26 protein-coding genes are annotated in these 25,465 nt (G+C 70.1%); 19 read left to right on the top strand and 7 right to left on the bottom strand.

Annotated features, from left to right (window positions below):
* Position 1 precedes the first annotated feature (1 nt).
* The 4 genes from GTY58_RS39080 to GTY58_RS39065 all read right to left on the bottom strand — a co-directional run bounded on the left by GTY58_RS39080 (position 2) and on the right by GTY58_RS39065 (position 3,388).
* On the bottom strand, positions 2-574 hold the full coding sequence (locus GTY58_RS39080) for an AAA family ATPase (RefSeq protein ID WP_010988928.1): 573 nt from the start codon (positions 572-574) through the stop codon (positions 2-4).
* On the bottom strand, positions 571-1,602 hold the full coding sequence (locus GTY58_RS39075; protein WP_037652624.1) for an AAA family ATPase: 1,032 nt from the start codon (positions 1,600-1,602) through the stop codon (positions 571-573). The genes GTY58_RS39080 and GTY58_RS39075 overlap by 4 nt, the downstream gene beginning before the upstream one ends.
* A 206-nt stretch (positions 1,603-1,808) precedes the next feature.
* Positions 1,809-3,062 (bottom strand): helix-turn-helix transcriptional regulator, encoded by a 1,254-nt coding sequence (locus GTY58_RS39070; protein ID WP_010988926.1) that lies wholly within the window; start codon positions 3,060-3,062, stop codon positions 1,809-1,811.
* Entirely contained in the window at positions 3,059-3,388 is a 330-nt protein-coding gene (locus tag GTY58_RS39065) for an antibiotic biosynthesis monooxygenase (protein WP_010988925.1), read from the bottom strand. Before GTY58_RS39065 ends, GTY58_RS39070 begins: the two co-directional genes overlap by 4 nt.
* Before the next feature lie 378 nt (positions 3,389-3,766).
* Between GTY58_RS39065 and GTY58_RS39060 the strand changes: the two genes are divergently transcribed.
* From GTY58_RS39060 to GTY58_RS39010, 12 genes are all read left to right on the top strand, one after another.
* Complete coding sequence (locus GTY58_RS39060; RefSeq protein ID WP_010988924.1) at positions 3,767-4,327, top strand: hypothetical protein; 561 nt, start codon at positions 3,767-3,769, stop codon at positions 4,325-4,327.
* A 275-nt stretch (positions 4,328-4,602) separates the two neighbouring features.
* Positions 4,603-5,019 (top strand): hypothetical protein, encoded by a 417-nt coding sequence (locus tag GTY58_RS41165; RefSeq protein WP_237528953.1) that lies wholly within the window; start codon positions 4,603-4,605, stop codon positions 5,017-5,019.
* A 137-nt stretch (positions 5,020-5,156) separates the two neighbouring features.
* Positions 5,157-5,333, top strand: a complete 177-nt coding sequence (locus tag GTY58_RS39950) for a hypothetical protein (RefSeq protein WP_010988922.1) — start codon at positions 5,157-5,159, stop codon at positions 5,331-5,333.
* Between the two features lie 140 nt (positions 5,334-5,473).
* Positions 5,474-6,274 carry a hypothetical protein gene (locus tag GTY58_RS39050; protein WP_010988921.1) on the top strand — a complete coding sequence of 267 codons (801 nt, stop codon included), beginning with the start codon at positions 5,474-5,476 and terminating at the stop codon, positions 6,272-6,274.
* A gap of 158 nt (positions 6,275-6,432) precedes the next feature.
* A complete protein-coding gene (locus GTY58_RS39045; protein ID WP_010988920.1) occupies positions 6,433-8,106 on the top strand; it encodes a DUF2637 domain-containing protein in 1,674 nt (557 codons plus the stop codon).
* Positions 8,107-8,252: 146 nt separating this feature from the next.
* Positions 8,253-8,759, top strand: a complete 507-nt coding sequence (locus tag GTY58_RS39040) for a hypothetical protein (RefSeq protein WP_010988919.1) — start codon at positions 8,253-8,255, stop codon at positions 8,757-8,759.
* On the top strand, positions 8,759-8,980 hold the full coding sequence (locus GTY58_RS39035) for a hypothetical protein (protein ID WP_010988918.1): 222 nt from the start codon (positions 8,759-8,761) through the stop codon (positions 8,978-8,980). Before GTY58_RS39040 ends, GTY58_RS39035 begins: the two co-directional genes overlap by 1 nt.
* 121 nt (positions 8,981-9,101) lie before the next feature.
* Positions 9,102-11,201 carry a hypothetical protein gene (locus GTY58_RS39030; protein ID WP_037652621.1) on the top strand — a complete coding sequence of 700 codons (2,100 nt, stop codon included), beginning with the start codon at positions 9,102-9,104 and terminating at the stop codon, positions 11,199-11,201.
* Positions 11,202-11,216: 15 nt separating this feature from the next.
* On the top strand, positions 11,217-11,621 hold the full coding sequence (locus GTY58_RS39025; RefSeq protein WP_010988916.1) for a hypothetical protein: 405 nt from the start codon (positions 11,217-11,219) through the stop codon (positions 11,619-11,621).
* Positions 11,622-11,726: 105 nt separating this feature from the next.
* Positions 11,727-14,159 carry a DNA translocase FtsK gene (locus GTY58_RS39020; protein WP_037652619.1) on the top strand — a complete coding sequence of 811 codons (2,433 nt, stop codon included), beginning with the start codon at positions 11,727-11,729 and terminating at the stop codon, positions 14,157-14,159.
* A 95-nt stretch (positions 14,160-14,254) separates the two neighbouring features.
* On the top strand, positions 14,255-14,443 hold the full coding sequence (locus tag GTY58_RS39015) for a hypothetical protein (protein WP_010988914.1): 189 nt from the start codon (positions 14,255-14,257) through the stop codon (positions 14,441-14,443).
* 385 nt (positions 14,444-14,828) lie between these two features.
* Positions 14,829-15,374 (top strand): hypothetical protein, encoded by a 546-nt coding sequence (locus GTY58_RS39010; protein ID WP_010988913.1) that lies wholly within the window; start codon positions 14,829-14,831, stop codon positions 15,372-15,374.
* Between the two features lie 272 nt (positions 15,375-15,646).
* Here the strand turns inward: GTY58_RS39010 and GTY58_RS39005 are convergent, their stop codons facing one another.
* Entirely contained in the window at positions 15,647-16,108 is a 462-nt protein-coding gene (locus GTY58_RS39005; RefSeq protein ID WP_242432075.1) for a hypothetical protein, read from the bottom strand.
* 330 nt (positions 16,109-16,438) lie between these two features.
* Here GTY58_RS39005 and GTY58_RS39000 point away from each other — a divergent pair, with 330 nt between their 5' ends.
* The 6 genes from GTY58_RS39000 to GTY58_RS38975 all read left to right on the top strand — a co-directional run bounded on the left by GTY58_RS39000 (position 16,439) and on the right by GTY58_RS38975 (position 21,344).
* The gene (locus GTY58_RS39000; protein ID WP_010988911.1) at positions 16,439-16,900 is read left to right on the top strand and encodes a Pycsar system effector family protein; all 462 of its coding nucleotides are present in this window, start codon (positions 16,439-16,441) and stop codon (positions 16,898-16,900) included.
* Positions 16,901-17,323: 423 nt separating this feature from the next.
* Positions 17,324-18,001 carry a GGDEF domain-containing protein gene (locus GTY58_RS38995; protein WP_218006215.1) on the top strand — a complete coding sequence of 226 codons (678 nt, stop codon included), beginning with the start codon at positions 17,324-17,326 and terminating at the stop codon, positions 17,999-18,001.
* A gap of 328 nt (positions 18,002-18,329) precedes the next feature.
* Complete coding sequence (locus GTY58_RS38990) at positions 18,330-18,830, top strand: WhiB family transcriptional regulator (RefSeq protein WP_078936784.1); 501 nt, start codon at positions 18,330-18,332, stop codon at positions 18,828-18,830.
* A gap of 87 nt (positions 18,831-18,917) precedes the next feature.
* The gene (locus GTY58_RS38985; RefSeq protein WP_237528952.1) at positions 18,918-19,826 is read left to right on the top strand and encodes an IS630 family transposase; all 909 of its coding nucleotides are present in this window, start codon (positions 18,918-18,920) and stop codon (positions 19,824-19,826) included.
* 112 nt (positions 19,827-19,938) lie between these two features.
* Positions 19,939-21,024, top strand: a complete 1,086-nt coding sequence (locus GTY58_RS38980; RefSeq protein ID WP_037653208.1) for an IS110 family transposase — start codon at positions 19,939-19,941, stop codon at positions 21,022-21,024.
* Positions 21,021-21,344, top strand: a complete 324-nt coding sequence (locus GTY58_RS38975) for a transposase (RefSeq protein WP_237528950.1) — start codon at positions 21,021-21,023, stop codon at positions 21,342-21,344. The genes GTY58_RS38980 and GTY58_RS38975 overlap by 4 nt, the downstream gene beginning before the upstream one ends.
* Before the next feature lie 45 nt (positions 21,345-21,389).
* Here GTY58_RS38975 and GTY58_RS38970 read toward each other — a convergent pair whose 3' ends face one another.
* Positions 21,390-22,049, bottom strand: a complete 660-nt coding sequence (locus GTY58_RS38970; RefSeq protein ID WP_010988905.1) for a helix-turn-helix domain-containing protein — start codon at positions 22,047-22,049, stop codon at positions 21,390-21,392.
* Positions 22,050-22,258: 209 nt separating this feature from the next.
* On the opposite strand from GTY58_RS38970, the gene GTY58_RS38965 reads away from it, so the two are divergent.
* Entirely contained in the window at positions 22,259-23,509 is a 1,251-nt protein-coding gene (locus tag GTY58_RS38965) for a YncE family protein (RefSeq protein WP_010988904.1), read from the top strand.
* A 37-nt stretch (positions 23,510-23,546) separates the two neighbouring features.
* Here the strand turns inward: GTY58_RS38965 and GTY58_RS38960 are convergent, their stop codons facing one another.
* Complete coding sequence (locus tag GTY58_RS38960) at positions 23,547-25,415, bottom strand: cellulase family glycosylhydrolase (protein ID WP_037650928.1); 1,869 nt, start codon at positions 25,413-25,415, stop codon at positions 23,547-23,549.
* Between the last annotated feature and the right edge of the window lie 50 nt (positions 25,416-25,465).

Here is a 25,465-nt window from a genome sequence, read left to right as displayed (position 1 = left end):
GTCATGCCGTCGTCACTCCCGCCCGCGCGTGCAGCAGCTGGTCGATGAGCCGTGCCGACTCCTCCGCTGCCGTGGCCTCGGTGTCCACTGTGAGGTCCCATCGCATGTCCGGGTGCGCGTCAAGGTCTTCGCGGGTCGCCTGCCACGCTGCGAGCCGGGCCGTGGTGTCACTGTCGCCGCGACCAGCGGACCGCTGCGCGGTCACCTCCTGCGAGCACCACAGCAGCACCACCGCCCAGTCGGCCGTGTAGCCGTCGACCAGGGCGCGGATGCCGTCGATCTGGCCCAGGTGCACCACTGGCACCCCGGCCTCGAACGCGGAGTCCATCCCCGGTCGGTCGATGACGTACGTGTTGCCGTACCGGCTGTTCGTGTAGATGGCGGCGCCTGCGGCCTCTAGGTCGTGCAGCTGCTCCGCCGTGCCCATTCGGTACCTGGTGGTCCGGCCCGAGCCGACCTTGAGACGCGCGAACTGGCCGTACCTTGCATCGAGTTCGCTTAGGGCCTGCGCGACGGTGTCCTTACCTGAGGCCGGCGGCCCGTACAGGATGACGCCCAGCTTCTTACTGCTCATCCGTGCACCGCCCTGAGGGCGTGCCGAGCCTGGTCGGCCAGCGAAATCGCTGTGCCCAGCCTGTTGTCGACGACCAGGTGTGGCACGACCGGGCGCAGCTCCAGGTTGACGGTCGCCATGTACTCATCCCAGCGCTGGAGCTTCCACGCATCGCGCGCGGCCGATCGGAAGCCGATGTACTCCCGCATGGACTCCGCGTCGCACTGCACCCAGACCGGCGACACGTCCACGCCCAGGGCGTTGCACTTGTTGATCAGCCGGTTCATCCACGCCTCGGAAGTCATCTCCCCTATGAACGGCGCAGTCAGCACCGTGCTGATCCCGCAGTTGATGTTGGCGTAGGCGGCCTGCATCAGGCAGTCGTACTCCACCGGCCGCACGCGCTCGCGGTACAGATCGGTATGCCGGTCGTTCGCATCGCCTCCGAGCGCGACCAGCAGCTGCTCCACGAGAGGCCGGGTCAGCGGATCCTTGTCCAGCAGTGGCCACCCGGTGAGCTGGGTAAGGAACCTCGCGAACTCGGTTTTCCCACTGCCGGCGAACCCGCCGACCAGCACCACCGAGGGGCGGTGCGGGTCACCGCCGGTGTGGCGACGCTTCCAGGCATCCAGGATCCGCTGCTGCAGCCTCAGAGGATCCGCCTCAGCGGTGCCCCCTATCTGCAACAGCGCGCGCTCCACGGCCAAGACGTGCGAGCCGTTGCGCTGGTCGTCCATCGGCGTCAGCTTGAACTGGGTGTCCTCGCCCGGCAGGGCGTTGCGGAATCCCAGCTCGGGGTCGGTCGCCCGGTACAGCAGGCAGTACGCCCGGCGGTAGTGCGGTCCCGGGTAGACCTCACCCTGCTCGTGCTGCCACAGCGTCTGTGGATTCGCCGCCGGGATGCCCTTGAGCTTGGCCTGCTCCGCGAGAGCTCGTAGCTGCTCGCCGGCCTGCTCAAGCGTCAGCCCGTGAGCCTCCCGCTGCTCCCGCAGCCGCTCGGGCCTCCACCCCAGGTGCTTCCCCACGCCGCTTGCCTCCGTAGTCGCCATGATCCCGGACCCTATGGCCGAAGCCCGAAATCCCATGTGTACGCGGATGTTGAAAACGTGTGAACGAGCCCGTGTACAGGCTTCGACAAGCCGCTGTGATTCTGTGCCGCTGTTACGGCCGGTGTGATGGCCCCCACACGAGGAAACGGGTGGGAGGCAGATCAGTGGATATCGATCGTCAGGGCGCAGGTCGGTGCAGCGTCGGGTTAGTCAAGTGCATCAGCCCGTTCGGCGAGCTCCAGCAGATCACGCGATGCGTTCGCGCCGGCGACCAGCACCAGCTCGCGGATGGCTGCCCGAGCAGCCTGGTGCGTCTGGATAGTTTCCGGCGCGACGGCCTCAGCGCGCAGCAGGCAGTCGAGGGCTTCGCCTCCGTGCCGCCTCTGCGCGTGAGCTCGCCCCAGGTCCATCAGCAACCGTCCCTGCCGTTCGGGCGACAGACCCTCAGCGTCGATGGCGAGGCCGATATCGAGGGCCTCACCTGCGTCGCCGAGGTCAACAGCAGTGCTGACGGCCTGGATCTCTACGTTGACCGGCCCGAACTCCAGGTTGAAGTCGTTCCGGTTCTCGCCAAGCTGCGCCGCGATAGCGCGGGCCTTGGCGATCTCCTCCTTGGCTTCGGCCCGAGCGCTGGCTCGCGCGTGAACGAGCGCGAGGGCCAGATGGAGCGAACCGAGGACGGACAGAGCCTGCGGCGACCTGCCCCCCTGCTCTTCCAAGGCGTCGATAGCGGTCCGAGCCGCGTGTTCGGCCTGGCCGAGGCTGCGCAACCGTACAAACGCCTGCGTCATCCGGAAAACGCCAGCGCAGACGTGCAGCGGGTCGCCGGACCGTTCGGCGGCGAAGATCGCACGATCGGCGGCAACCCATGCAGCGTCTGCTTCATCCTGCCGAACGAACGCCGCCGAAAGGGCCTGGTACGTCCGGGAGAGCAGCAGGAACAGCTCCGATCGAGTCTCGTCCGGCGCCATGCGGGCGGTCCGTTCAAGCTCAGGGAGCAGCTCTACAGCCAGGACGCTGACCTGCGCCATTCGTGCCGCGTGTGTCAGCTCCCAGAGGTCGTCAACGTCTTTGCGCAGCGCCTCGACGGATCTTGCGCCCTCGGTGCCGGGGCTGGCCAGCAAGGCGCGAAGTGCCGGGTGACCGGAGATCAGTCTCCGCGTCTCGTCCAAGTCGTTGGACAGCGACAGCGGGGCGGGGTGCTGTGATGGTCCGCTTCCGTCGGCGACGCTCGGGCGCAACTGCTGTACAGACACACCCAGTTCATCGGCGATCTGTTGCAGCAGGTCCATGCGCTGGACGGGCTGGATACCCCGCTCGACTTGAGACATCCAGCTGCTCGTCTTTCCGAGAGCAGCCGCGAACTCGGCCTGGGTGCGCCGTTGTTCCTTGCGGAGCTTCTGGACGCGCTGGCCAAAGACTCGATCTTGTGGATCGACGTCCTTGCCCGTTGGCTTCATGGCCCCTCCGTTCCAGGGCGCTTGCTGAGCTCCTCCAGCTCGTTCAGGAACACCACGTCGGTGCTGGTCAGGAACTGCTCGCGCGTCTCAAGGAAGTGTCGCGTGTGGGCCTGCTCCTCATGGGCCTGGAAGGCATCACGATCGGCGTAGAGCTCGTAGAAGACGCGCACGAGTGGCTCGTCTACGGGCGTGTGCGCCACGTAGACGAGGGTGCCGGGTTCCGTACGGATCCCTTCCGCGGTCCTGGCCACCAGGGCGTCGAACTGCTGGGCAGCCTCGGTGTCTCGCAAGGAGAACCGCACTGTCAGTGCAAATCCGGTGGACACAGGGCCCCTCCATCTTCATGTCGCGTAGTCATGGACACATTCTCACATCCAAAGCCCTAGTGCTAGGTAGCACTTAGACTGTTGACTCGCACTTGTAGTGCTACTACCGTTCAGTGTGTTGGCCCCGCACCTCAAGGTTTTGGGCGACCAACAAATGCACCAGCACCACCGCAAGACCGCAGGAAGTCGTCCGCCTCGCAAGAGGGGGCCGGGGTTGATGGCTCCACCAAATCCCCCGGGTGTCTCGACTGATCTGCGTGCACGTCGCAGCGCTGATGCGCTGTCCGTCCTCCAGGCCGCCGGGCTTCCCGTGCGCCTGGCGGGCGGAGAGAGCACCGCGACGCAGCCCAAACCCCTCCGCACGCAAGGAGATCCCGCATGACCATCACGTCCGCGATGCCCACCGCCAAGGAACGACCCCGCCGGACCCGTACGAAGCGGGCCAGTAGCCGCCCTGCCCTCAAGCTCTCCCAGCTCCTGCCCTCGCACATCGACCTGCGCGAGCCGCTGAAGGCGGTTCTCGTCTGCGAGGACTGCAAGACCTGGGTGCCCGTCACCGGCATGCAGAGCAAGGTTCAGAAGCTGGTCCCGCACCACATCGGTAAGGCGGAGGAAGCCGATGCGATCCGCTGCCGCAGCAGCAACCGCCGCATCGAGTGGGACATGACGATCCCTGAATGGCGCCAGGCCTTGGCCGACGCCGTTACGGAAGCCTCCAGCCGCCAGAGCACTACGGTGCTGCCCAAAGCATTCAGTCCGCAGACCGATCGGACCCTGCGGGCTCGTGCGGAGCGCACACTGGCCGGGCGCGTGGCCGACTGGGACGCGGTGTTGCCCCGCGTGGCAGCCACCGATAAGAACCGCTGGGCGACGCCCGCCGGCGACGCCCCTACGGAGTGCCCCGCGGTCCCGCTGACCACGCTCCACCCCAAGCGCTGAACCGCCCCGGACGAACGACCACGGCCCCGGCCATCTCACAGAGGGGAGGCCGGGGCCGTGGCTACTCGTACGACAACCCTCACCGACCAGAGCAGCTGAGATACAGCCTGCGCTGCGCGTCGCACACCGCTCCGCCCTCGCGGCAGGAGCGGCGTACGGCGGAGTGCGCAGGACGCACTCCCCGCCCTACCGGCGGGGCCAAAATGCGACGAACCCCCAGGGAGGCACCCCTGGGGGTTCTTTGTCGCAGGTCCCTCGCGAAAGGACTGACCTGCATGCCCAGCATGACAGCTCTGATCACTCCTGCCGAGAGCACCTCCCGGCCCCCGTTGCCGCGGCGGCCGATCCCGCACGAGCGGACACCGGACCGGCCCACCCCGTCCGGTGGCCGGCCGCACCCGCGGACCGCACAGACCACCGGCGACCCGGTGATCGTCGAAGCACTGCGGCGCGTGGTCGACGACCAGATCGGCCCTCGCCGCGCGGGAGCGATCTACCAGAACACGGACGGGGCGTTCGAGGTTCTCGCCGTCATCCGTGACCCCGAGCGGGCCCGCGGTCTCCTCCACCGCCGCTGCGCGCAGTGGGCGCTGATCGTCCGTGACGTGCTGCGGCCGGACGGCGAGCCGTTCGCGATCGGCAGTGTGTGGACTGCCTCGGACCACCTGGTCCGTGAGGCGGTCACCCGGTGAGGCGCCAGCTCGCCCGGTTACGCCGGTGCCTGCACGTGTGCCGCAACGCGGGACAGTGCGATCAGTGCAGTGGCTGGTTCGACAACTGGCCCGGTGGTACGTGCGCCGCCTGCGCCGCCAAGCGCTAGGTGCCGCGCATGCCTGACGACCTCTACCGGCGCTACCAGGACGCGCACACCACGCACCGGCAGCACGCCCGTACCTGCACCGCCTGTACGGACACGAGCCGCTGCCCCACGGGACAGCGCCTGTACGAGTCGTTCACCCGGCTCCAGGACGCCTACCTCAACGGTCAGCGCCAGCAACGGCGCTGACCCTGCCTCAACTGACACCGCCACCTCTGTCGGTTGCCTGACCCGCACAGGCCGGCCCTCCGCTTCATGCGAGGGCCGGCCTGTGCGCGGTCCAGGGGAGCCGGACAGCCCGGACCACACTCCAACAAGGAGAGCAGCACATGGTGCACACGATCCCGCTCGCCCACGCGCTCGATGACTCGCACCTCTCCCCCGCCGCCCCGGCCCCGGTCGCCCCGGCCCCCGTTGACGCGGCGGCTCTCCTGGCGGCCGGCACCGCTCGTTACCACCACCCGCACTACCTGCGTGTGGAGCAGAACGGCCCCGACCAGGTGCGTTTTCTCTTCCGGGAGTTCACCGGCCGGGAGAGCGAACCGTCCTCGCCGCTGGAGATGTACCGCGATCCTGCGCTCACCTCCGAGCAGCGCACGATGATCGGCCACCAGTACACCGCGGCCCGCGTCCTGTGGTCCAAGCGCCGGATGCGCGAGCAGGCCGCCCCGCTGCTGGAGACCGCAGCCTTACGGTGGTCGGCCTGGACGATCGCCCACGACACGATGATGTCCCGGTTCGCGGAGTTCGCGACGCTCCCCGACGACCGGTGGCGCTCGCAGGTGCTGCGGCTGCTGGACGCGCACCGCGTCGCCCGGCAGATGGCTGCGGACTGGGACGACATCGCGGAGCAACTCTCGGTCGTCGTCGACGACCAGCACAGCGCCGTCGACGACTGGTCCGACGAGGTGGACCTGGCGGTCGTCGCCGCTGAACTCGGGGTCGACATCCAGGGCTGGCTGGTCGACCACGTCAGCGCCTACCGGGCCACCCCGTACTACCAGCACGACACCCCGCTCGTGGCCCGGCTCGTCAAGACGATCGACGAGCAGCGGGCCCGGCTCGCGGCCGTCGCGCACCTGACCGCTGACCACGACACCGGCCGCCAGCTCGCCCCCAACCGCTTCTGAACCGGGCCCTCGCGCCGGCGCCTCAGCCGACGGCCCGCACCGCGGGCCGTCGGCTGTTTCGGCTCCAGCCACCCCGGTTTCGGGAGCAGCCGCCCGCGTTTCGCGGGCAGCCCTCGCCGTTTCGCGCACACCCCTGACCCCCTCTCCCGGAGGCCCCCGTGACGATCACTGAAGTGCCGCAGCGCGCGGCACCCGACACCCCCGTTTCGCGCCCGCCGACCGCCGTTTCGGACGCGCCGCCGACCGTTTCGGGAGCGGCGTCCAACGTTTCGCGGACACAGAAGCGGAACGCGATCAAGCCCGCGCATGACCGGCTGATGACCGTCCTGTCGGTCGCCGCTGCGATCGGGGGGCCGCTGATCGGCGCCATCGGCTTCGCGATGTCGTACAGCACCCTGGCGAAGAAGGCATTGACCTGGGGATTCAGTGCGGATTTGGCGCCCTGGTTCCCGGTCGGCGTGGACGCGTCGATCATCGTGTTCCTCGCGCTGGACCTGTACCTCATTCGCAAGGACACCCCGTGGCCGCTGCTGCGGATGGCCGCCCACGGCATGACGTTCGCGACGATCTGGTTCAACGCCAGTTCGCAGGGCCACATTGCAGGCGACCCGGTCAGGGCCGCCTCGCACGGCGTCATGCCGCTGCTCTTCGTGATCGGCGTGGAAGCCGCGCGCAGGCTGTTCATCAAGAAAACGCAGCTCGAAGCGGGTACGGCGGCTGACCGGATCCCGCTGCACCGCTGGATCCTTGCCCCGGTCGCCACCCCGCGCTTCTACCGCCGGATGAGGCTGCACGGGATCCGGTCGTACCCGGAGATGATCCGCCGTCAGCAGGACCTCACCGCCTACGAGCAGTGGCTCAAGCGGAAGCATGGCGACTTGAGCAAGGCGAGTGAGGATGAGCTGCTGCCGATGACGATGGCCGCTCACGGCTACACCGTCGCTCAGGCGCTCGCGCTGCCTGAGCAGCAGGAACGCGAGGCGGAGGCTCGGGCGGAGGAGGCGGAGCGCCGGCGCCTGGACGCGCAGACGCGCCGGGAGCTCGCGCAGAAGCAGGCCGAAGCCAGGCGGCTGGAGGCCGACGGCGAGCTGGAGACCGTCCGCGCCCGCGTAGAGGGCACCACAGCCCAGGCCCGCGCCCACGCCCGAGCCCAGGCCAGTGCCGCGGAGCGCGCCGCAGAGCTGGAAGAGCAGGCACTGGAGACGGCCGTCATCGCCGAAGCCCGCGCCCGCGAGGCAGCCGCAGAGCGCCAGGCATCCCAGGAGCGCGAGGCGAAGGCCGCTGCGGACGCCCGAGCGGCCGAACTGGAGCGCCAGGCAGCCGAGAAGCGGAAGCTCGCGGCGGAGGCCGACCGGGTCGCCGTGGCGGAGGCTCAGGCAGTCGAGACGGTGGAGATCGCAGAAGCCCGCCAGCGTGCTGCCGAAGCTGACCGGGCTGCTGCCGAAACAGAGCGGGCTGCTGCCGAAACGCGCCGCCGCGCCACCGAAGCCGAGCGACTCGCGGCGCAGGAAACAGAGCGGCGCGCGGTCGCCGACGCCAACACCCAGGCGGCCCGGCGACGGGAAGCCGAAACCGAACTGGCCGCCGCCGAAACGCGACTGGCTGCCGCCGAAATCGAGCGGCGCGCGGTCGAAATCGAGGACGCCGCGAAGCTCACGCCCCGCCAGCGCGCGGTCCGCAAGGTCGCCCGGATGATCCTCGCCGTCGACGGCATGGCCGACCGGCTGCCGCTCGCCGAGATCCAGCGCGAACTCGTGGTCACCTCGCCCGGCACCGCCTCCGAGTACCGCCAGGAGGCCGCCGAGCTTGTGGCAGGCGGCTACCGGCCCTGACCTGGCACAACGACCGTCCGACGGTTCCACCGGCCCCCCGAGCTGCTGATGACAACTCGGGGACGCGGTGAAGGCGCCGTGACGCCACCCCCACTTTCACCCGGATCCGGATCCCTGCACCACCCCACCTGAGGAGAAAACCCCTGATGAGTAAGGACATTGCATCCCGCGTGACGACGGGCGTGCAGGCGCTGGCGGTGCCCGGGCAGCGGGAGGGCTGGCAGGCCCAGCACCGCGGCAGCCTGCTCTCCGACGCGCAGGCCTACGACGCTCTCGCCGACGCCGTCCAGGCCGACCTGAAGGGCCGCCGCCTGGACGGTGACCTGCCCTGGGGCCTGTCGGCAGCGTCCCGTGCCCGTAAGCGGGTCAAGCCGCTGCGGGACACCGCGCGCGCCATGCGCAGGGCCGCGAAGGCCATCAACAGCGTGGTCGCCGCGTACGAGGAGACCCAGCCCGACGTGGTGCTGCGCCGGCGCGAGGACAAGGCGCTGAAGAAGGCGCAGCGTAAGCAGAACGTGCAGGTCACCGCCTACAACAGCGCCAACCAGACCCTGCAGCGTCTCGCCCCCGGCACGGAGGAGGGCGAACCGGCGGGCCAGGCCCGGCTGCTGGGTGACTTCTTCGGCCCGGGCCAGCAGCGGCGGGGCGCCTGATGGCAGGGCCGCCGCTGTCCCCGAGGAAGGCGGCCCACTGGAACAGCCGATTCGAACAGGCCCGCGCTCAAGGCGAGCGCGGGCCTGAGGAGTTCTTCCGCGTCTGGCTCGATCTGGTGAAGGTCTCCGCCATCCAGAAGGCCCGCCGCACCGGCGACCACGGCGTGTTCAACGCGCTGTCGGCGGAGCTGGAACGGATCTACCGGGATCACTGCCAGTAATCGTCATCGTCATCATCATCACCGCCGAAATGAGGGTTGACGGGGCTCCCAACCACGCGTACGTGTACACGTGCGAGGCGCCCCTTCCCCCTCACCGGCAGTCACCGTGAGAGGAGGGCCTGTGTCCGACGACGAGCCCCCGGACAACCTGCGTCATCTGCCCCGGATCGGCTCCCCGCCGCCCCCGCCCGTGCCGCCCGCACCCACCCTGGGCGGCACCGACGAGGACAGCGTCACCGACCCCGGGCCTGTTCGAATTTCCGCGTTCGACGCCCCCGAAGTACCCCACGCGCCGCCCCCGACGGCGGGGGCGGCGCTGCGCAGTGAGGGCCTGAACGAGGGCGAGCAGCCCCCCGATGCGGGGGCGCCGCGCGCCGGCGCGCTGTCGCTGGCCGCGATCCTCGCGATCGCCCTGGCCGCGTTCGAGGGGCTGCAGACCTGGATCCAGGAATCCGGGCCCCGCCGCGCGGAAGCCGCCGCGCACCAGCGGGAGATGGAGCTGCTGGCCGCGAAGGCCGGCGCCGATGCCACCCGGCACGGCGCGGAAGCCGACGCGGCACGCGCCAAGGCCCATCGTGGCGGGGGCGTGCAGTCCAGCCGTGACTACGGCCGCAGCGCGCTCGGACGGGGCTCCGGCGGCCCCGCACGGGGCGGCGGCGTCGGTCCGGGCGGCTCCCGGGGTGGCGGCAGAGGGCTGTTCAACGGCTCTCCGCAGGGTTCCTCCGGCCGGTTTGGCCAAGGCCGTTCCGGAGCGGGCTTGTTCGGCGTCGGCTCCCGAAACGGTGCTCACCGTGGCCGTTCGGACGGCACGGCGGGACGCGGCAGCGGGGGCGGCCGGGCAGGTGCCGGGCTGTTCGGCGGCGGGGGTCGCGGCCCGGGGGCCGGCGGCGGCCGCGGCAATGCCAACGGCAAGGGCAGCGGCAAGGGTCAGGGAAGCCCTGGCCCGGGCGGCACGAGCGGCGGCACCGGGGGCAGCAAGGGTGGTGGCGGGGCGGGGCGCCGCTCGCCGCGGCAGGCCGTCGCCGACTGGTGGGGCAAGGGCAAACACCCTCGCCCAGCAGGCGCCGGCGGCGGGTCGCAGCAGAAGGGAGCTGCCCACGACCGGGCGGCTGCCATCCAGAATGCGCTGAAGAAGACCCGGTCTGGCAAAGGCGGCGGCGCTACGGCGCCGACGTTCTGGGAGGCGGCCGGTGACCGGCTGCAGGACCGGTGGAAGAACCGCCAGGCCCGCAACCCCGCATCCACGGACGCGGCGGGAAAGACCGGGAACGGCGGGGCGGCCGGTACCAAGGGCGGTAACGACGGCTGGTCGCCGAACGGGCGGGTCACCTTCCGCTCGGCTGTGTTCGAGGCGGTCAATGAGCGGTGGGCCAAACGCCGCGACCGGTGGAAGGCCCAGGCAGGCCCCCGCACCGGCCGACGCCGCTCCCCCAACGCCAACGGCCCGACCAGCCCGCCCAGCCCGCCCGGTTCAGGCAACGGCGGCGGCCCCTCGGGTACCTCCGGTCCCGGTGCAGGAAAGGGACCGGGCCCCCGCTACGCCGGTCCCCGTAGCTCGCCGTTCGACACGAGCTCCGGGCCGGAAATCACGATCACGGTGGAGCAGGTCGACCCGCCCGGAACGCACGCCCGCCGCTGGGAGCCGGACGCCATCGCCCCACCTCGCCGACAACTGCCCGCGCAGGGCCCGCCCGCCCTTTCGCGTGCTCCGCAACGTCCGGCCGGCACCCGGCCGGGAACCACCCGCAGAAAGGACCCCATCCCTATGCCCCCATCCGCATCCAGCTCGGCGCCCGTCATCCAGGTGACGCCCCCGCCCGCGAACGCCATGGTCGGCCGGCACGCCACGGAGATCAGCCTGGACGGTGCTGTGAAAGCGCTGACCCTGCTGACCACCGCCGGGATGGAGACCTACGACGACTGCCAGAACCTGGCCAGGCAGGCCCGGCGCCTGTTCGCCGAGCTGGAGGTGATGGCCAACGACCTGGCCAACAACCACAACATCACGGGAGCACGCACCGTGCGCGCCATGGGCGTGCTGATGGAGAGCGTCGGGATGCTCGCCGTCAACGCCAACCGCATGGCCAAGGCCGCGTTGAACGCCGCGGAACTCGCCGAAGCGGAAGAGACCGCGATGGAGCGGGACTACCGGCCCACCCAGACCGCGGCCCTCGACGCAGGCCTGGCCGCGCCCAGCGCCCGCATCCACAACGAGAACTGACCGGGGAGACATCGCATGGGAGAGATTGCCCCTGCCGTCGCAGCGGACGGCGCCGCCAACGGCTACCTGTCCATCGTCACCAAGTTCACGGCGCTGCAGAAGGCGGCAGCCGGCCTGTTCGAGCACGCCGAGCAGCTCGCGCAGCGGATGCGCGTCAACGCCGATTCGGCGGTGGTCGTCGCGGAGTTGTGCGCGTCCGCGGAGGCCGATGCCCGGCACGTCGCGGCCGTCGCCGAGGTCGGCGAAGCGTTCGGGCAGGTCGTCGGCGGCTGCAAGCGGCTGCTGAGCTCGGCCGAGCAGACTCACCAGGCCGCAATCGAGGTCAAGGCCGCCCACCAGGCGGAGTACGGGCCCATCCACGCCGCCGCCACCGCATCGAGGGCCCGACAGGCCAAGCCCGGCTTCTACCGGCCCATCTGACCAGCACCCGACCGAACGACTCGCACGACCTCGTGGGGGCTGCACCCGATCCGGGTGCAGCCCCCACGTGGTTGCCCTCAATGCGGAAAGGACTGATCTGCCGTGATGCGCAGGATGCCCACACGGGCGAAAACAGAACTCGCCGCCTACGGGGCATCCACCGCCGCCCTCGCGGTGCTGCCCAGCATGGAGCTGCTGCCCGCCCACGCGTCCGTCGCCGCGATCAGCGGTGTCAGCACCTGGTGGCTGTACCAGCGCGTCAAGGCCGGCGACTTCCGCAAGGCGATCCGCTCGGGGCAGCGGCTCCTTGGACCGCTCACCGGCAGCGCGGTCTACACCGCGGCCGCCGTCGCCCCTGGCAACAGCTGGTGGGAGATCCCCCTCGCCCTCGGATGGGGTGCCCTGATGTCCGCCTGGCTGCCCGCCAGCCGCTCCACCTGGACTCCGCCCGGCGACCTGACCACCGTCTACCCGTCCGGGTTCGCCGGGCTGGTGATGCGGCTGTGGGACCAGCACGAAGTGGCGCCCCAGACGCGGCTGGAGAATGTGCAGCAGATCGTGTCGGCCAGCCACCCGGACTTCAGCTGCGACATCGTCGCTCCGCAGGGCAAGCCCGTCGGCCGGATTGAGGCCGACGCCATCGCCGCCTGCTTCGGTGTGCCGACGCTGGCCGTGTCGCTGCGCGAGACGGAGCACGGGCCCGGCCGCATCCGGCTCACCGTCGCCCCCACCCAGGAAGGCGGCCGCAGCATCGACGACCTCTGGTCGGCGCTCATCTCCCGGCCCGGCGGCGCTATCCCCGGCAGCACCATCGTCCGTGTGGAACGCCAGCCCGCCCGCGGCCAGCTCCCCGCCCGCGGCATGATCCTCGCCCAGGTCGAGCCCGGCGAGGTCGCCCGCGTCAACTACGACCAGCTGTGCTCCGCGTTCGGCGTCAAAGCCGAAGAGATGCGGCTGGTCACCGAAAGCCGCGGCAACGAAGTCCTCGTCACCCTCTACGAGGCCGCGCCGCTGCGGGTGGCCCGCCGTGCCACCCGCGCACTGCTCACCCTGGACGCCTACGGCCGCTACACCATCGGCACCGCCCACGACGGCACCGACGCCAAAGTCCACATGCGCTCCGCGTCCGGCACCTTCCACGGCTTCCTGGTCGGTGTCACCGGCTCCGGCAAGACCGTCTCGCTGGCGCTGATGTGCGCGGCGTGGGCGCTGGCCGGGATGGCGAGCTGGGTGACCTCCGCCCGGCCCGACGCGCAGATGTCCGCGGTCGGCCGGCACGTCGACCGGCAGGGCTCCGGCGCGATCTTCACCTGGTGGCTGCTGAAGGCCGCGGTCGCCCTGATGGACATCCGCGGCCAGATGAACGAGGAAGCCGGCCACGACTACTCCCCGCACTCCCCCTACCCGGCCCTGACGCTGGTCCTGGATGAGTTCAACAGCCTCGTCGGGGACGACCTGTTCGGCGACGACATCGCGCAGATGACGGACGTCCTCGCCCGCGAGGGACGCAAGTTCGGCATCGGCGTGATCTTCGCCGGGCAGTCCCTCAACCTCGACAAACTCGGCGGCAGCAGCTCGCTGCGCGACCAGGTCCAGGGCGGCATCGGTGTCGTCCTGCGCATCACCGGCGGGATCGCCGCCCGGCAGGCCACCGGCGGCCTCGCCGCAGACACAGACCTCCCGCCGATTCCCGACCGGCTCGGCGCGCACATGTCGCTGATGGACCGCATGCTCGGCACCGCCACCGATGTCCCAGGGGAGACCACGCAGGGCATGGGGCACACCGTCACCGGCTCCGACGCGACCATGATGCGCACCCTGTACGTGCACCTGCCCGACGACGGCTCCCCCGACGGACTCGACGAGATCTTCCCGGAGAGCGGCGCCATCAACACGCTCACTGACCGCGAGATCGAGGCCCTCAGCGCGCTCGGTCTGTGGCACGAGTGGACGATGCCCCCGCCCACCGGCAAGGAAGACGACGACGCTGACGGCGGGGGCGCGGCGTTCATCGGCTCGTTCACCCCGCCCCCGCCGGCGGCCCGCAAGCCGAAGAAGACCACCGTCAAAGACAAGATCCTCGCGGTCGTCGACCGGGAGATGACGGCCAAGGAGGTCCGCGACCAGGTCGACGCGGCCGCCGGCACCATCCGCAACGTCCTGTCCGACCTGGTCGCCGACGGCCGCCTCAAGCAGGTTGACCACGGCCTGTACGCCCCGGCCGCAACCGACGTCACCGCCGCCCCCGACCGGGACAGCCCGGACAGCGAGCAGCTGCCCGAAGGAGTCGACGGTGAGCTGCTGATGTTGGCCGCCGATCTGGTGGTCACCACCCGGTTCGGATCGCAGTCGATGCTGCAGCGCAAGCTGCGCGTCGGGTTCGCTCTCGCCGGCGTCCTGCTGGACGCGCTGGAAGAGCGCGGACTGGTCGGCCCGGCCGACGGCAGCAAGGCCCGCGAGGTCCTGGTGCCGGTCGGAGCCGACGAGGACGTGCTCCGCGAACTGCGCGCCGACCTCGGACCGGTCCTCCAGGACTGACGCACGTAGAGCGGCCCGCGCCCCTGGCCCGGGCCCCGTTCGCACAGCTGACGGCTGGACGCCCCGGCCGGACCAACCCACCAAGGAGACCGATCGTGGCCTTTTCCGTGTCCGCCGCCGTGCTGCTGGCCGTCATCGTGGCCGTCCTGATGAAGGGCGGCTACGTGAGGTTCGGATCCATGCTCGCCTGCACCCTGCTCGGCTTCACCCTCGCCGCGACCGGCCTGGCGCCCCTCATCAACAGCGCGCTCACCTCACTCGCCGGACTCATCTCCAGCCTGTAGACCAGGACCCCCGGCGAAGAAAAGACGCGGCACCAGCTGCTGTCGGTGACCTCAATCAGCCGGAGTCCAGGGGCTGTACGGCGTCGTGCTCGTCCCCCCGCAGGACCAGCAGTCGAACTCTTCAGGATCTTCGAACTGGTTCCCCCAAAATCCAGCCCGCCGACAGAACACCACGCATTCCTCGCTGCACCAGCCGCACACGAACACGAATTTCACGCCGCGCCTCCCCTTGGCCGCCCTGCCTACAGGCTGCCCGCCCTCGCTACAGGCGGGCAACAGCCCCGCGCGCCAACCACGTTGACGCCCACGGCCCGCCCATCCCCACCACCACACCCCGCAGGCGCTGCCCGAATGACGGCAGCGCCTGCGAGCGTACGGAGCGCCGATGTCCACCCGCCTGCCTTCCCTCGGCCGCCCTGATCCGACCACCGCGGCGCCTTCAGCCGCCCCACCGCTGTCCCTCGAGGAACGCCTCACTCTCGTCAACGCAGCGATGACGGCACGCCTCGACGAAGCGGCCATCGCGTATGAGGTCAACACCGCCCACATCGAGACCAAGCCCATCGACCTGACCGACGTTGTCACCGGCCCCCTCAACACAGGACCCGCCCCGCTGCCCGACCTGTACCCGACACCGGTCGCGGCCCTCCTGCAGCGCGCCCACCAGCGACTCGTCAGCGGCGGTTGGTGCAAGGACGCCCTGGTCGACGCCGACGGCGCCCGCTGCATGCTCGGAGCCATCCGCATCGAAGCCGGCGGCGACCGCCACCTGGAAGCCGACGCCGCCACCGTGCTCTTGGACGCGATCCGCCGCCAGTTCGGCGACGACGTCGACTCGGTGCCCGGCTTCAACGACGCCTGGGGCACCGGCCGTGTCCCGATGCGCATGCTCGAACAGGCCGCGAGCCTCGCCGACGCCCGCGGACTGTAGCCCGCCCTCGACTTTGCATGCGCAGCAAGCCGCCGCCGAGCTTTAGATAACGCCGCTCGGGCGTGACATAGCGGCGAACCAGGGCCAGCAACTCGGCATCGTCACGAGGATCGCGTATCACACGACCGATCTTGCCTTGCAAGGAACGCAGCCAGCCCGTTCCTTGCCCTGCTTGTCCGAGGACAGGCGATGGCCCACGCGGCTTCCGCGGTGTCGGCGTGCACGTGAACGTACCCAGTCCGGTACAGACGAACGTGCTCGGCGCCGGACCCTCAGGGGACCCACCGGGGAGGCAATCCCGCTTTGGCACGCCAGTGGTCGGCGTCGTGAGGATCGGCCAGCCAGCCGGTCAGACGTTCAGCGCCGGCACGGAATGCTTCGGGCAACGAGGTCTCCTCGCCAACCACGAGCCTCAGGGCGTCGATGTCATGGGTGGCGTGATCGGTCTCGCACCAGCAGGCCACGTTCACCGCCGTGTCGACCGCGAGCCGACCTAGGTCGGTCCACACCACCTGGAGCAAAAATTCCAGCTGGTCGCCTCCCTCGGCGTGCTCGATGACATCCAGCCCAAGGACGACCGGAGTCCCCAGCTGTGTGCCTGGGAAGCCTGCGTGTTCCAGGGCCCACTCCCAATCCGCCGTGTCTCTACCTGCACGAGCCGTATCGACCGTGCCAGCCGCCTGATTCAAGGAGTCCACATCCGCAGCCTCCAGGAGAGGGAAGAGTGCGGTCACGGGGACGTCGTCGAAGGCACCTCGCATCATGAGGTGATCATCCCTGTCTCGGGATCGCACCACGAGCCCTTCCGAGACCTCCCGCACAGAATGCCCACGGCTTGGCGCCTGAGCACGTTCATCCGTACCCGGTTGGGCACTTCGACGAGGACGCCGACACGCGGCGACTTGGCACTGGAATACCGCGGCTACGGAACAAGTGCACTCCGCCAACACCTTTGCGCAGCCTAGGAAGCTGCCTTGAGTGCCACGACGGCACCCCCGCCGACCCGCTCAGCTACATCCCCGCACCCGCCCGCCAACCCGCCGCATAAAGGAGAACGACCGCCCATGACCACCGTGGTCCCGGCTTCGCTCACCGACAAGAATCTGGACGCCGCCTGCGCCGCAGTCGCAGGCGAGATCGGACGCACCGACAGCAAGGCCTCCTTACTCCTCGCCTTCAACGGCGCCGTGCTCGCCGGACTCGCGTCCGTCGCCGACAAGGACCTGCCGCAGCCGACCAAGACGTTCGGCGCACTCGCAGTCCTCACCCTCGGCATCGCAGCCGCACTCCTGCTCCTGGTCGTCCGTCCCCGCCTCCGCGGCGACGACCGCGCTTCCTTCCCCTACTGGGCGCGACTCGACGAAGACGAGATCCGCGCCTGCATGGAAGGAGACCGGCGCGCCTCCAGCGTCCGCGTGCTGTCTAGCCTCGCGGTCCGCAAGTACCGCCACCTCCGCCGCGCGGTCGACCTCAGCCTCACCGCCATGGCATTGCTCGCCGTGGCCGCCGCTGGCGCCGCGCTGTGACGCGTGGCTGTGTCATTTCTGCGGGAGCCGTTTCAAGCTGACTCGGGGAGCCGCTTCGGAGGGTTCCGCATGATCGATGCCCGTGACTTTGGTGTCGCTCATGCGGACGAAGGAGCAGGGGTGGCTGTTTCGGGGCCGCCCGCCTCTCCGATGCCCGCCACGTGCAGGAGCGCCACGACCTGGCGGCGTGATCCCCTCCGCGCCGGGTGGGTCCCAGGACGGCCGCAGCATCGGCTAGGGCGCAGTCGGCCGACCCGGGTACTTCCTATCCCCGTCACGAGACGGAAGCACCACCCAGCATGCCCGACCACAAGGCCCGACCGGACACGAATGATCACAGCAAGAGGCGCACCCCACGGCCTGCACAGCTCGGGGTGCGCCTCTCTCGATTCCGCCCCGAGGGGCGAGAACAGGAGAACCATGATGCCTGCCACCACCGCATTACGTCAGCGGTCCCGCACATTGATCGTCGCAGCCACCGTGCCGCTCGCGCTGGCCGCGCTGCTCGCCGACGACGTGCGCGTGCGCCGCCAACTGGACGCTGCCCGAAAGGACCCGCTGACGGGACTGCCCGGCCGCGACGTCCTCATGGACCGCACCGCACGCCTCGCCCGCACCCACCGCGAGCACTTGCACGTCCTGGTCGCCGACGCCGACGGCCTGAAGTCCATCAACGACACCCTCGGGCACGCCGCCGGCGACACCCTCATCGCGGCCATCGGACACCGCATCGGGGCATGGGCAGCCGTCCGCGGCGGACTCGCCGCACGGCTCGGAGGCGACGAATTCGCAGCGGCCCTGTTCCTGCCACCCGCTGCGACAGTCCGGGAAATCGCGGTGCTGCGCGAGCTGCTGGCTCAGCCCGTCGACCATGACGGGCAGACCCTGCGCCCGGCCGTGTCCATCGGCGCCGCCCGCGCCGTCGACCTGCCCGACACGGCCAGTGCCTCCCGCCTCCTGCGCGGCGCGGATATGGCCATGTACCGCGTCAAGACCCGTGAGAAGCCGTCCGGCTACGTGGCGACCCGCCAGGACGCCTACACACCCACGGTCCACGGACGCCGCCCGGGCCGCCCCGGCACCCACCTGACCGTCGGATGAGCGCGCCCGCCCGGCGCCGCAACAGGGCGCCGCTATGGGAGCCGGGCCTCATCCCGGCCCCGGGCGGCCTCCTGGACTGGCGGGACGCCCGGCATTTCGACCGCTGGCAAGATCTGCCGTGCGCGCTGTGCGAACAGCCCACCCCGATGCGCTCCCACCACGGCGAGCCCGTCCATCCTGCGCCGAGGGCTGGATCACCGCGAACCCCACCCAGGCGCGCCTCGGCAGGTTCGCCTCCGACGCGCAGCCCAAGCACGGCAAGGACTACGACGACCACGCCTGCCAGCGCCCTGATCACCCCACCCACACCCTTCGGGAGAGCCCTGCCATGAGGCGATCCACCGAGACCGACTCCCGCATCCCCTTCCCCTGCTCCCCCACCCCCACAGCCTGCCGCGCCACCCCACAGCTCTTCGCCCACGACATCGGCGACTCCGACACAGCACGCGCCGAACAGGCAAAGGCCGCCTGCCAGGCCTGCCCCATCGCGACCGCATGCCTCAAGTGGGCCCTCGCGAACCCCCAGCTGACGACCGAGGGGATCTGGGCTGCCACCCCCCCTCGGCAGCGCACCGCGCTACGCCACCAGCTGGCCGACCGCCTCGGCAGCGACTGGGCCGCCGTGGTCGCCGACCACGACCGGCGCCTGCGCGAGCGACGCGAAGCCGCCCGACATACCCCGCTCACCGTGCGTCAGGACCGCATCGTCCGCATGGACCGCGACCTTAACGGCCCCATGCCACGCCCCCGCAGGTCACTCACCCCCATCCAGCAGCACCGCGACGTCGCCCCGCCTCCTGGCCGGCGTCGCCTAGTGAGCTGGTTTTGAGTTCTGCCGTCGCCACTTGAGTCGTGTTCCGTTTCGGATCGGGGCTTGGGCGGTGACGGGGCTGGTGGTTTGCGGTCTGCTGTGGGGATGGGCGACAGCAGGCTTGCGCCGCTGGTGTTATCCGATGCCGAGCGGCGGATGTTGCAGGGATGGGCCCGGCGCCGGACGACTGCTCAGGGCCTGGCGTTACGGGCACGGATTGTGCTGGCCTGCGCGGACGGCGGCAGTAACACCGCGGTGGCCGCGCGGATGGGCGTCAACCGGGGCACGGTGACCAAGTGGCGGGCGAGATTCCTGCGCGACCGGTTGGACGGGCTGGCCGACGAGCCGCGCCCGGGGGTGCCGCGCACCATCACCGATGCCCAGGTGGAGGAGGTGGTGGTGCGCACGCTGGAGGAGACCCCCGAGGGCGCGACGCACTGGTCGAAGCGGGAGCTGGCCAGGGCCGTGGGGATCTCCCCGGCGAGCGTGCTGCGGATCTGGCACGCCTTCGGCTTGCAGCCATGGCGGACCGAGACCTTCAAGATCTCTCCGGACCCGCTTCTGACCGACAAGATCCGTGATGTCGTCGGCCTCTACCTCGCCCCGCCGGCCAACGCTGCGGTGTTCGCGGTGGACGAGAAGCCGCAGATCCAGGCTCTGGAACGGACGGCACCGGTGCTGCCGATGCTGCCCGGAGTGCCCGAGCGGCGCAGCTTCGACTACGTCCGGCATGGCACGGTCGATCTGTTCGCCGCCCTGAACACCGCGACGGGCAGGGTGATCACGAAGCTGTCCGCGCAGCACCGGGCCGTGGACTTCCGGGACTTCCTCGACGAGATCGACCGCCAGACCGAGCCCGGCCTGGGGGTCCACGTGATCTGCGACAACTGTGAGGATCATGGTGTGCCGCAGGGGGGGCCGGAGCCTGACCCGTGCGACAACTGGCCACAGCTGCCTTGGAGTGGAACTGTCGGCCCCGGCCTCCTGCGGTGCGTACTGCCGCCGGCCCGGTGAACGTGTCCCGATAGGGGCTTTGCTGCACAAAGCACCGTCACAGTTCTGACCGCCCACCGGACCGGTGTCAGCCACCAGACCCAGTCCAAGGAGCCTCGTGACCGTCACCAGCATGCCCCAGCCGACGCTGCCCGCGCAGCGGGTCCCCGCCCCGGCCAAGGAGGCCGAGGACGTGATCCTGGGGGTGGACACCCACAAGGATGTCCATGTTGCTGCGGTCATCACGACCCTGGGTGCCTCGCTCGCTCAGCAGGAGTTCCCGGCAACCGCCATCGGCTATCGCCAACTGCTCACCTGGGCAAGGTCGTTCGGTGTCCTGCGCCGGGCCGGTGTCGAATGCACCGGCTCCTTCGGAGCCGCACTGACCAAGATGCTGCGTGGGCAAAGCATCGACGTCATCGAGGTCAACCAGCCCGACCGTGCCACCCGGCGCAAGCGCGGCAAGACCGATGCCATCGACGCGGACGCGGCCGCTCGTGCGGTGCTGTCCGGACGGGCCACCACCGTGCCGAAGAGCGCGGACGGGCCCGTAGAGGACATGCGGGTCCTGCGGCTGGCCAAGGAATCGGCGGTCAAGGCCCGCACCCAGGCGCTGAACCAGCTCAAGGCTGTCCTCATGTCCATCGACCCGGATCTGCGCGAACTCCTCACCCGCCTGAGCAACCCTGCGCTGGTCGCCACCTGCGCGGCCCTCGACGCGGATTACCGGGGCGAGGCCGTCTTCACGATGCGCCTGCTCGCCCGCCGTGTCCAGCACCTGTCCGACGAGGTCAAAGAGCTCACCCGCCGCACCACCAGGGCCGTTCGTGCCTGCCGGCCCCAGATGCTGGACCTCGTCGGCGTTGGACCCGACAGCGCCGCGGTCCTCCTCATTGCCGCAGGTGACAACCCCGACAGGCTCGTCGATGAAGCCTCCTTCGCCGCGTTGTGCGGTGTCAGCCCGGTCGAGCAGTCCTCCGGCAAGACACAACGGCGGCGCCTGAACCGCGGTGGCCACCGCCAGGCCAACGCCGCCCTCTACCGCATCGTGCAGACCCGCATACGCTGGGACGAACGCACCCAGGCCTACCTGCGGCGACGCACCGCCGAGGGCATGTCCAAGCGCGAGATCATCCGATGCCTCAAGCGGTACGTCGCCCGCGAGCTCTACCGACACATCCAGCCCCGAGCCACCAACCAGGTCCCCTCTGCGGCTTGACGAAACATAGGGGCTTCCTCTCCGCCCACAAGGCACCGGTGGTGCACAAGTGGCTGCTCGCGCATCCCCGGTTCCGCCTGCATTTCACCCCCACGTACTCGTCGTGGATCAGTCAGGTCGAGCGGTGGTTCGCCGAATTAGAGCGGCGCTGCCTGGAGCGCGGAGTGTTCTGCTCGCTGGACAGCCTCAAGGCCGCGCTTGAGGAATGGATCAAGGTCTGGAACGAGGAGGCCCGGCCGTTCAAGTGGACCAAGACCGCCGACCAGATCCTCGACCGGATCTGCCGTTACTGCTCACGCATCTCCGAACCAGCTCACTAGGACATGTCCGTCCGGCGGATCGTGCCGGAGAGCCGGAAAGACGGGTCAGGCGTCCGGCTGCCACCCGGCCGGGCGCAGGATCCCCAGCAGCTGGCGGACGAGTTCGTCGACGACCTCGTCGAGGGTCGCGTCCACCCAGCCGGCGCGCCAGTCGTGCAGGAGGCCGTTGACGCTGCCGATGAAGGCGGCGGCCGCCAGCCGGTAGTCGCGGGGTGCCGCCTCACCGCACGCGGCCGCGGCGGCGGCCTCGGCACAGATGAGGTCCACCCAGCGGGACCGGCGTTGCAGCCGCTGCTCCTCCAGCCGCGGGCTGACGCCGATGATTTCGACGAAGGTGATGCGGATCCGGCGCGGGTCCGCGGTGACGTTCGCCGCGTACGCGCGGAAGATCGCGTCGGCACGCTCGGCGAGCGGCAGGTGCCGGGCGTCGGCGAGAGCGGCGAGGGCGGCGGTCTCGGCCCAGTCGTTGACCTGGAGGTGCAGGGCGGCCAGCACGTCCTCGAGGGTGCGGAACTCCTCGTAGAACTGGCGGGTGGACAGGCCCGCCGCCTCGCTGAGCGCGGCGACCGTGGTGGCGCGGAAGCCCGGCGTGTCGCCGAAGAGCTGGAGGGCCGCGTCCAGGAACCGCCCACGCCGTTCGGCCTGCCGCTCCTCCGCGGACTTGCCCCCGTAGCGGCCGGTCGGCTGCCTGAGCCTGCCCGTCACACGTCCTCCCACACCCGTTCGGCCATTCGTTCGCTCGCCGATGTGTTCGCCTGTCGCTCGATTTTGTCGTGCCCGGAGTCTTGTGGAGAGAGCCACCCCCTCCTTACTTTCCAGTAAGTCCACTCTGAACGCAGGCGTATTCAGATTCTCCGAGCCGCGGGCACGTCAACACTCTGTTGTCATGCCCCCACCAAAGACAGGGACCCGCCATGTCTGTCCTCAGATCCAGGCACCTCCTGGCGATCGCCGCCGCCCTCGCGCTGACCGTCGGCGCCGGCGCGACCACCGCCTCCGCACAGGACTCCGCCGCCGCGCTGCGCGAGGTGATGTTCGTGGGCAACAACTGGGACGGCACCGCCGACGTCATCAAGTCCACCGGGGACCTCGCGAAGATCGGCCGGATCAACGTCGTCCCCGACAAGGAGCAGCGGCTGGCGCAGATCAACGCCGATCCGATCAAATGGATCTACTTCATGGCGATTCGCAACGGCGTAGGGGAAGGCCACGACCAGCTCGTGGACGACATGTACTCCACGCCGGACGGCAGGTCGATGGTCGTCTCCCGGCCGAGCTTCGCCGATGTCGTCTCCATCGACCTCGCCACCGGGAAGGTCAACTGGCGTTTCCCCGTCTCGGGTTACCGCTCCGACCACATGGCGGTGTCACCCGACGGCACGCGGGTCGCGGTGTCGGCCTCGACGGCCAACACCGTGCATGTGCTGGACATCGACACCGGCAAGCAGCTGGGCTCGTTCGCCACGGGCGACAAGCCGCACGAGAACATCTTCACCAAGGACGGCAAGTACATCTGGAACATGGCCATCGGCGATGTCAACACCTCGCTCGACGCCCCGTGGCAGGACTGGACGAAGGGCGACCGGCGCATCACCGTCGTCGACGCGACCACCTTCCAGCAGGTGAAGGTGGTCGACATGCGGCAGCGGCTGGACGCGATCGGCCTCACGGACTACTCGGACGCGGTCCGTCCGGCCGTCTTCAGCCCCGACGAGTCCAAGCTCTACTTCCAGGTGTCGTTCTTCAACGGGTTCCTGGAGTACGACGTGGCCTCCGACCGGATCACCCGGGTGAAGACCCTGCCGAAGAATCCGGCGACCAGCGAGGACCGCACGACCTGGGTCAACGACTCGCGCCACCACGGCATTTCGATGAACCCGTCCGGTACCAAGCTGTGCGTCGCCGGCACGATGGACGACTACACGAGTGTCGTCGACCGCTCCACCCTCCAGGAGGGCCCGCTCGTCCCCGCCTCCAAGCCGTACTGGGCGACGGTGAGCGGCGACGGAAAGGACTGCGTCGTCTCGGAGAGCGGCGCCGACCAAGTCACGGCGATCGATTTCGCGACGGGACAGAAGACGGTGTCGGTGCCGGTGGGCGACCATCCGCAGCGGGTCCGGCTGGCCCATGTCCCGGCGGACTGGACGGGCCCGTCGGCGAGTTGACCTCCCCCAACGGGCCCGTCGGCTCATTCGCGTCCCGCTAGCCGACCTTCGTCGCAGCCCAGGACGACAGCTCCGCCCGTGCCGCGCTCAGCAGGCCCGCGGACGGGGCTGTCGCTCCGTTCGTGACCAGCGCGTAGTGCACCGTGCCCGAGTCCGCCGCCGTCAGGAGCAGGCGGTGACTGCCGGTGCCGCCCGGCTCGGCCGCGTGTCCGACCGGGGTCGTCCTCGTGTACGCGGGCAGCCCGGACGTCGTACCGAGGTCGGAGACCACCGTCGTGGAAGCGGCCGGGAAGGACGCCGGGAGGTGGAGCTCCGTGGGGGCCGTGGAGCCGTTCGAACGCCACACGAGCAGGCCGTACTGGCCCGAGCCCACCAGTCGGGAGACGTTCGGGAGCGAACTGGGGACCGGGTTCCAGGTCAGGGTCGTCGAGCCGTCCCGGGAACGGTCCTCGTACGTGAACGCCACCGTCGCGCCGGCGGTGGCGCTCGGGTAGAGGCGGTCCAGCAGGCGGGCGTCCTGCCTGAGGACCGCGGTGCCCGAGTCGTTCAGACTCACCGCGGAGAGGTCCTCGTCGTTCCAGGCGTCGCCGCTCGTGAGGACCTTGTCGGGGTTGCCGTTCTCCAGCTCGTGGTGGCGGCCGTTGTAGATGTCCCACTGCCACTGCGCGCCGGACAGGACGGGCCCGGACCCCGTCGGGTCGGACCACCAGGTGGAGCCGGGGAGGCGGGAGTCGAGTGCCTGGTACATCGCCTTGACCACCGTCGGCGCCTTGTCCGAGACCGACCCCGACAGCGGGTGGCCGAACTCGCTGACCACCGCCGCGGTGCCGGCCCCGGCGGCCCGGTCGCGGACCTTCCCGAAGTCCGTCGCGTACTGCCCGTCCGCCGCCTTGCCCCACATGAGGACGCCGGAGATCGCCTTCTGGTCGTAGAAGTGGGTGTTGAGGACATAGCGCGGTCCGAGCGTGCCCGCGTCCAGCAGGCCGCCCTCCTGCTTCTGGAAGTCGATGTTGGCGTTCCAGAACAGGTTCGGCTCGATGAAGGCCGGCTTGGTCTGCCAGCCCGCCGCGTCCATCCGGGCCCGGAACTTCTTGTAGAAGGGCCACAGGACGTTCTGCTCCCAGGTGCGGCTCGTCTCACCCGAGTCGTACGTGCCCGCGTGCGGCTCGTTGTACGGATCGAAGCCGACCACGCCGTTGAATTCGTCGGCGCTCAGGTTCTGCTGGATGTACGCCATCGTCGCCTGGGCGGTGGCGAGGAAGGCGTCCTGCACCCCGTACGCGTTGTGCCAGAAGTCGTGCGACGCCTGCGTCACCGCCCCGTTCTGCGTGATGTTCTGCCCCCAGAAGAGGCAGATGCCGCACGATTCGGCCGGGTAGTCGCCCGCGTCCACCGCCCACTCGGGGGCGCCGTCGCCGGTGTACCAGCTGCCCGAGTTGAAGAGGTACCGGGAGTAGAGGTCCTGGTGGAAGTCCGGGAAGACGCGGATGCCGGCGTCCAGGAAGGCGCGCATCTGGGCGGTCGCCGCGGCGAGATACGCCGTGTCGACCTGGCCGCGCACCGGCTCCGCGTGGGCCCAGGAGAGCAGGAAGCGGACCGAGTTGCCACCGCCGAGGGTGCGCAGGGCGGTCGCCGACTTCCTGGCGTCGGCGACCGAGGCGAACGGCAGTCCGCTGTTCTCCTCCAGCTTCGTCTCGCCGGAGACGTTGTAGCCGCGCAGGACGACCTCGCGGCCGAGGCCGTCGCTGAAGCGCCCGTTCTGGACGGTGAAGGCGGCCGACGCCGAGGCGTCGAACCAGAGGGAGTCGGGAAGGGAGTCGGCGGCCGCGGGCTGGGCGCCCGTTGCCCCGAGGAGGCCGGTGAGCGACACGAGAACGCCGAGCAGACGCGCGCGTAACTTCGACATGTCCACTACAGTCCGGGCACTTCGGTGGAACGTCAACACCTCTGACTCAT

The organism is Streptomyces sp. SID5469 (assembly GCF_009862865.1).
In the GTDB taxonomy this organism is placed as follows: domain Bacteria; phylum Actinomycetota; class Actinomycetes; order Streptomycetales; family Streptomycetaceae; genus Streptomyces; species Streptomyces avermitilis.
This window is presented reverse-complemented; position numbering and strand designations above follow the sequence as displayed.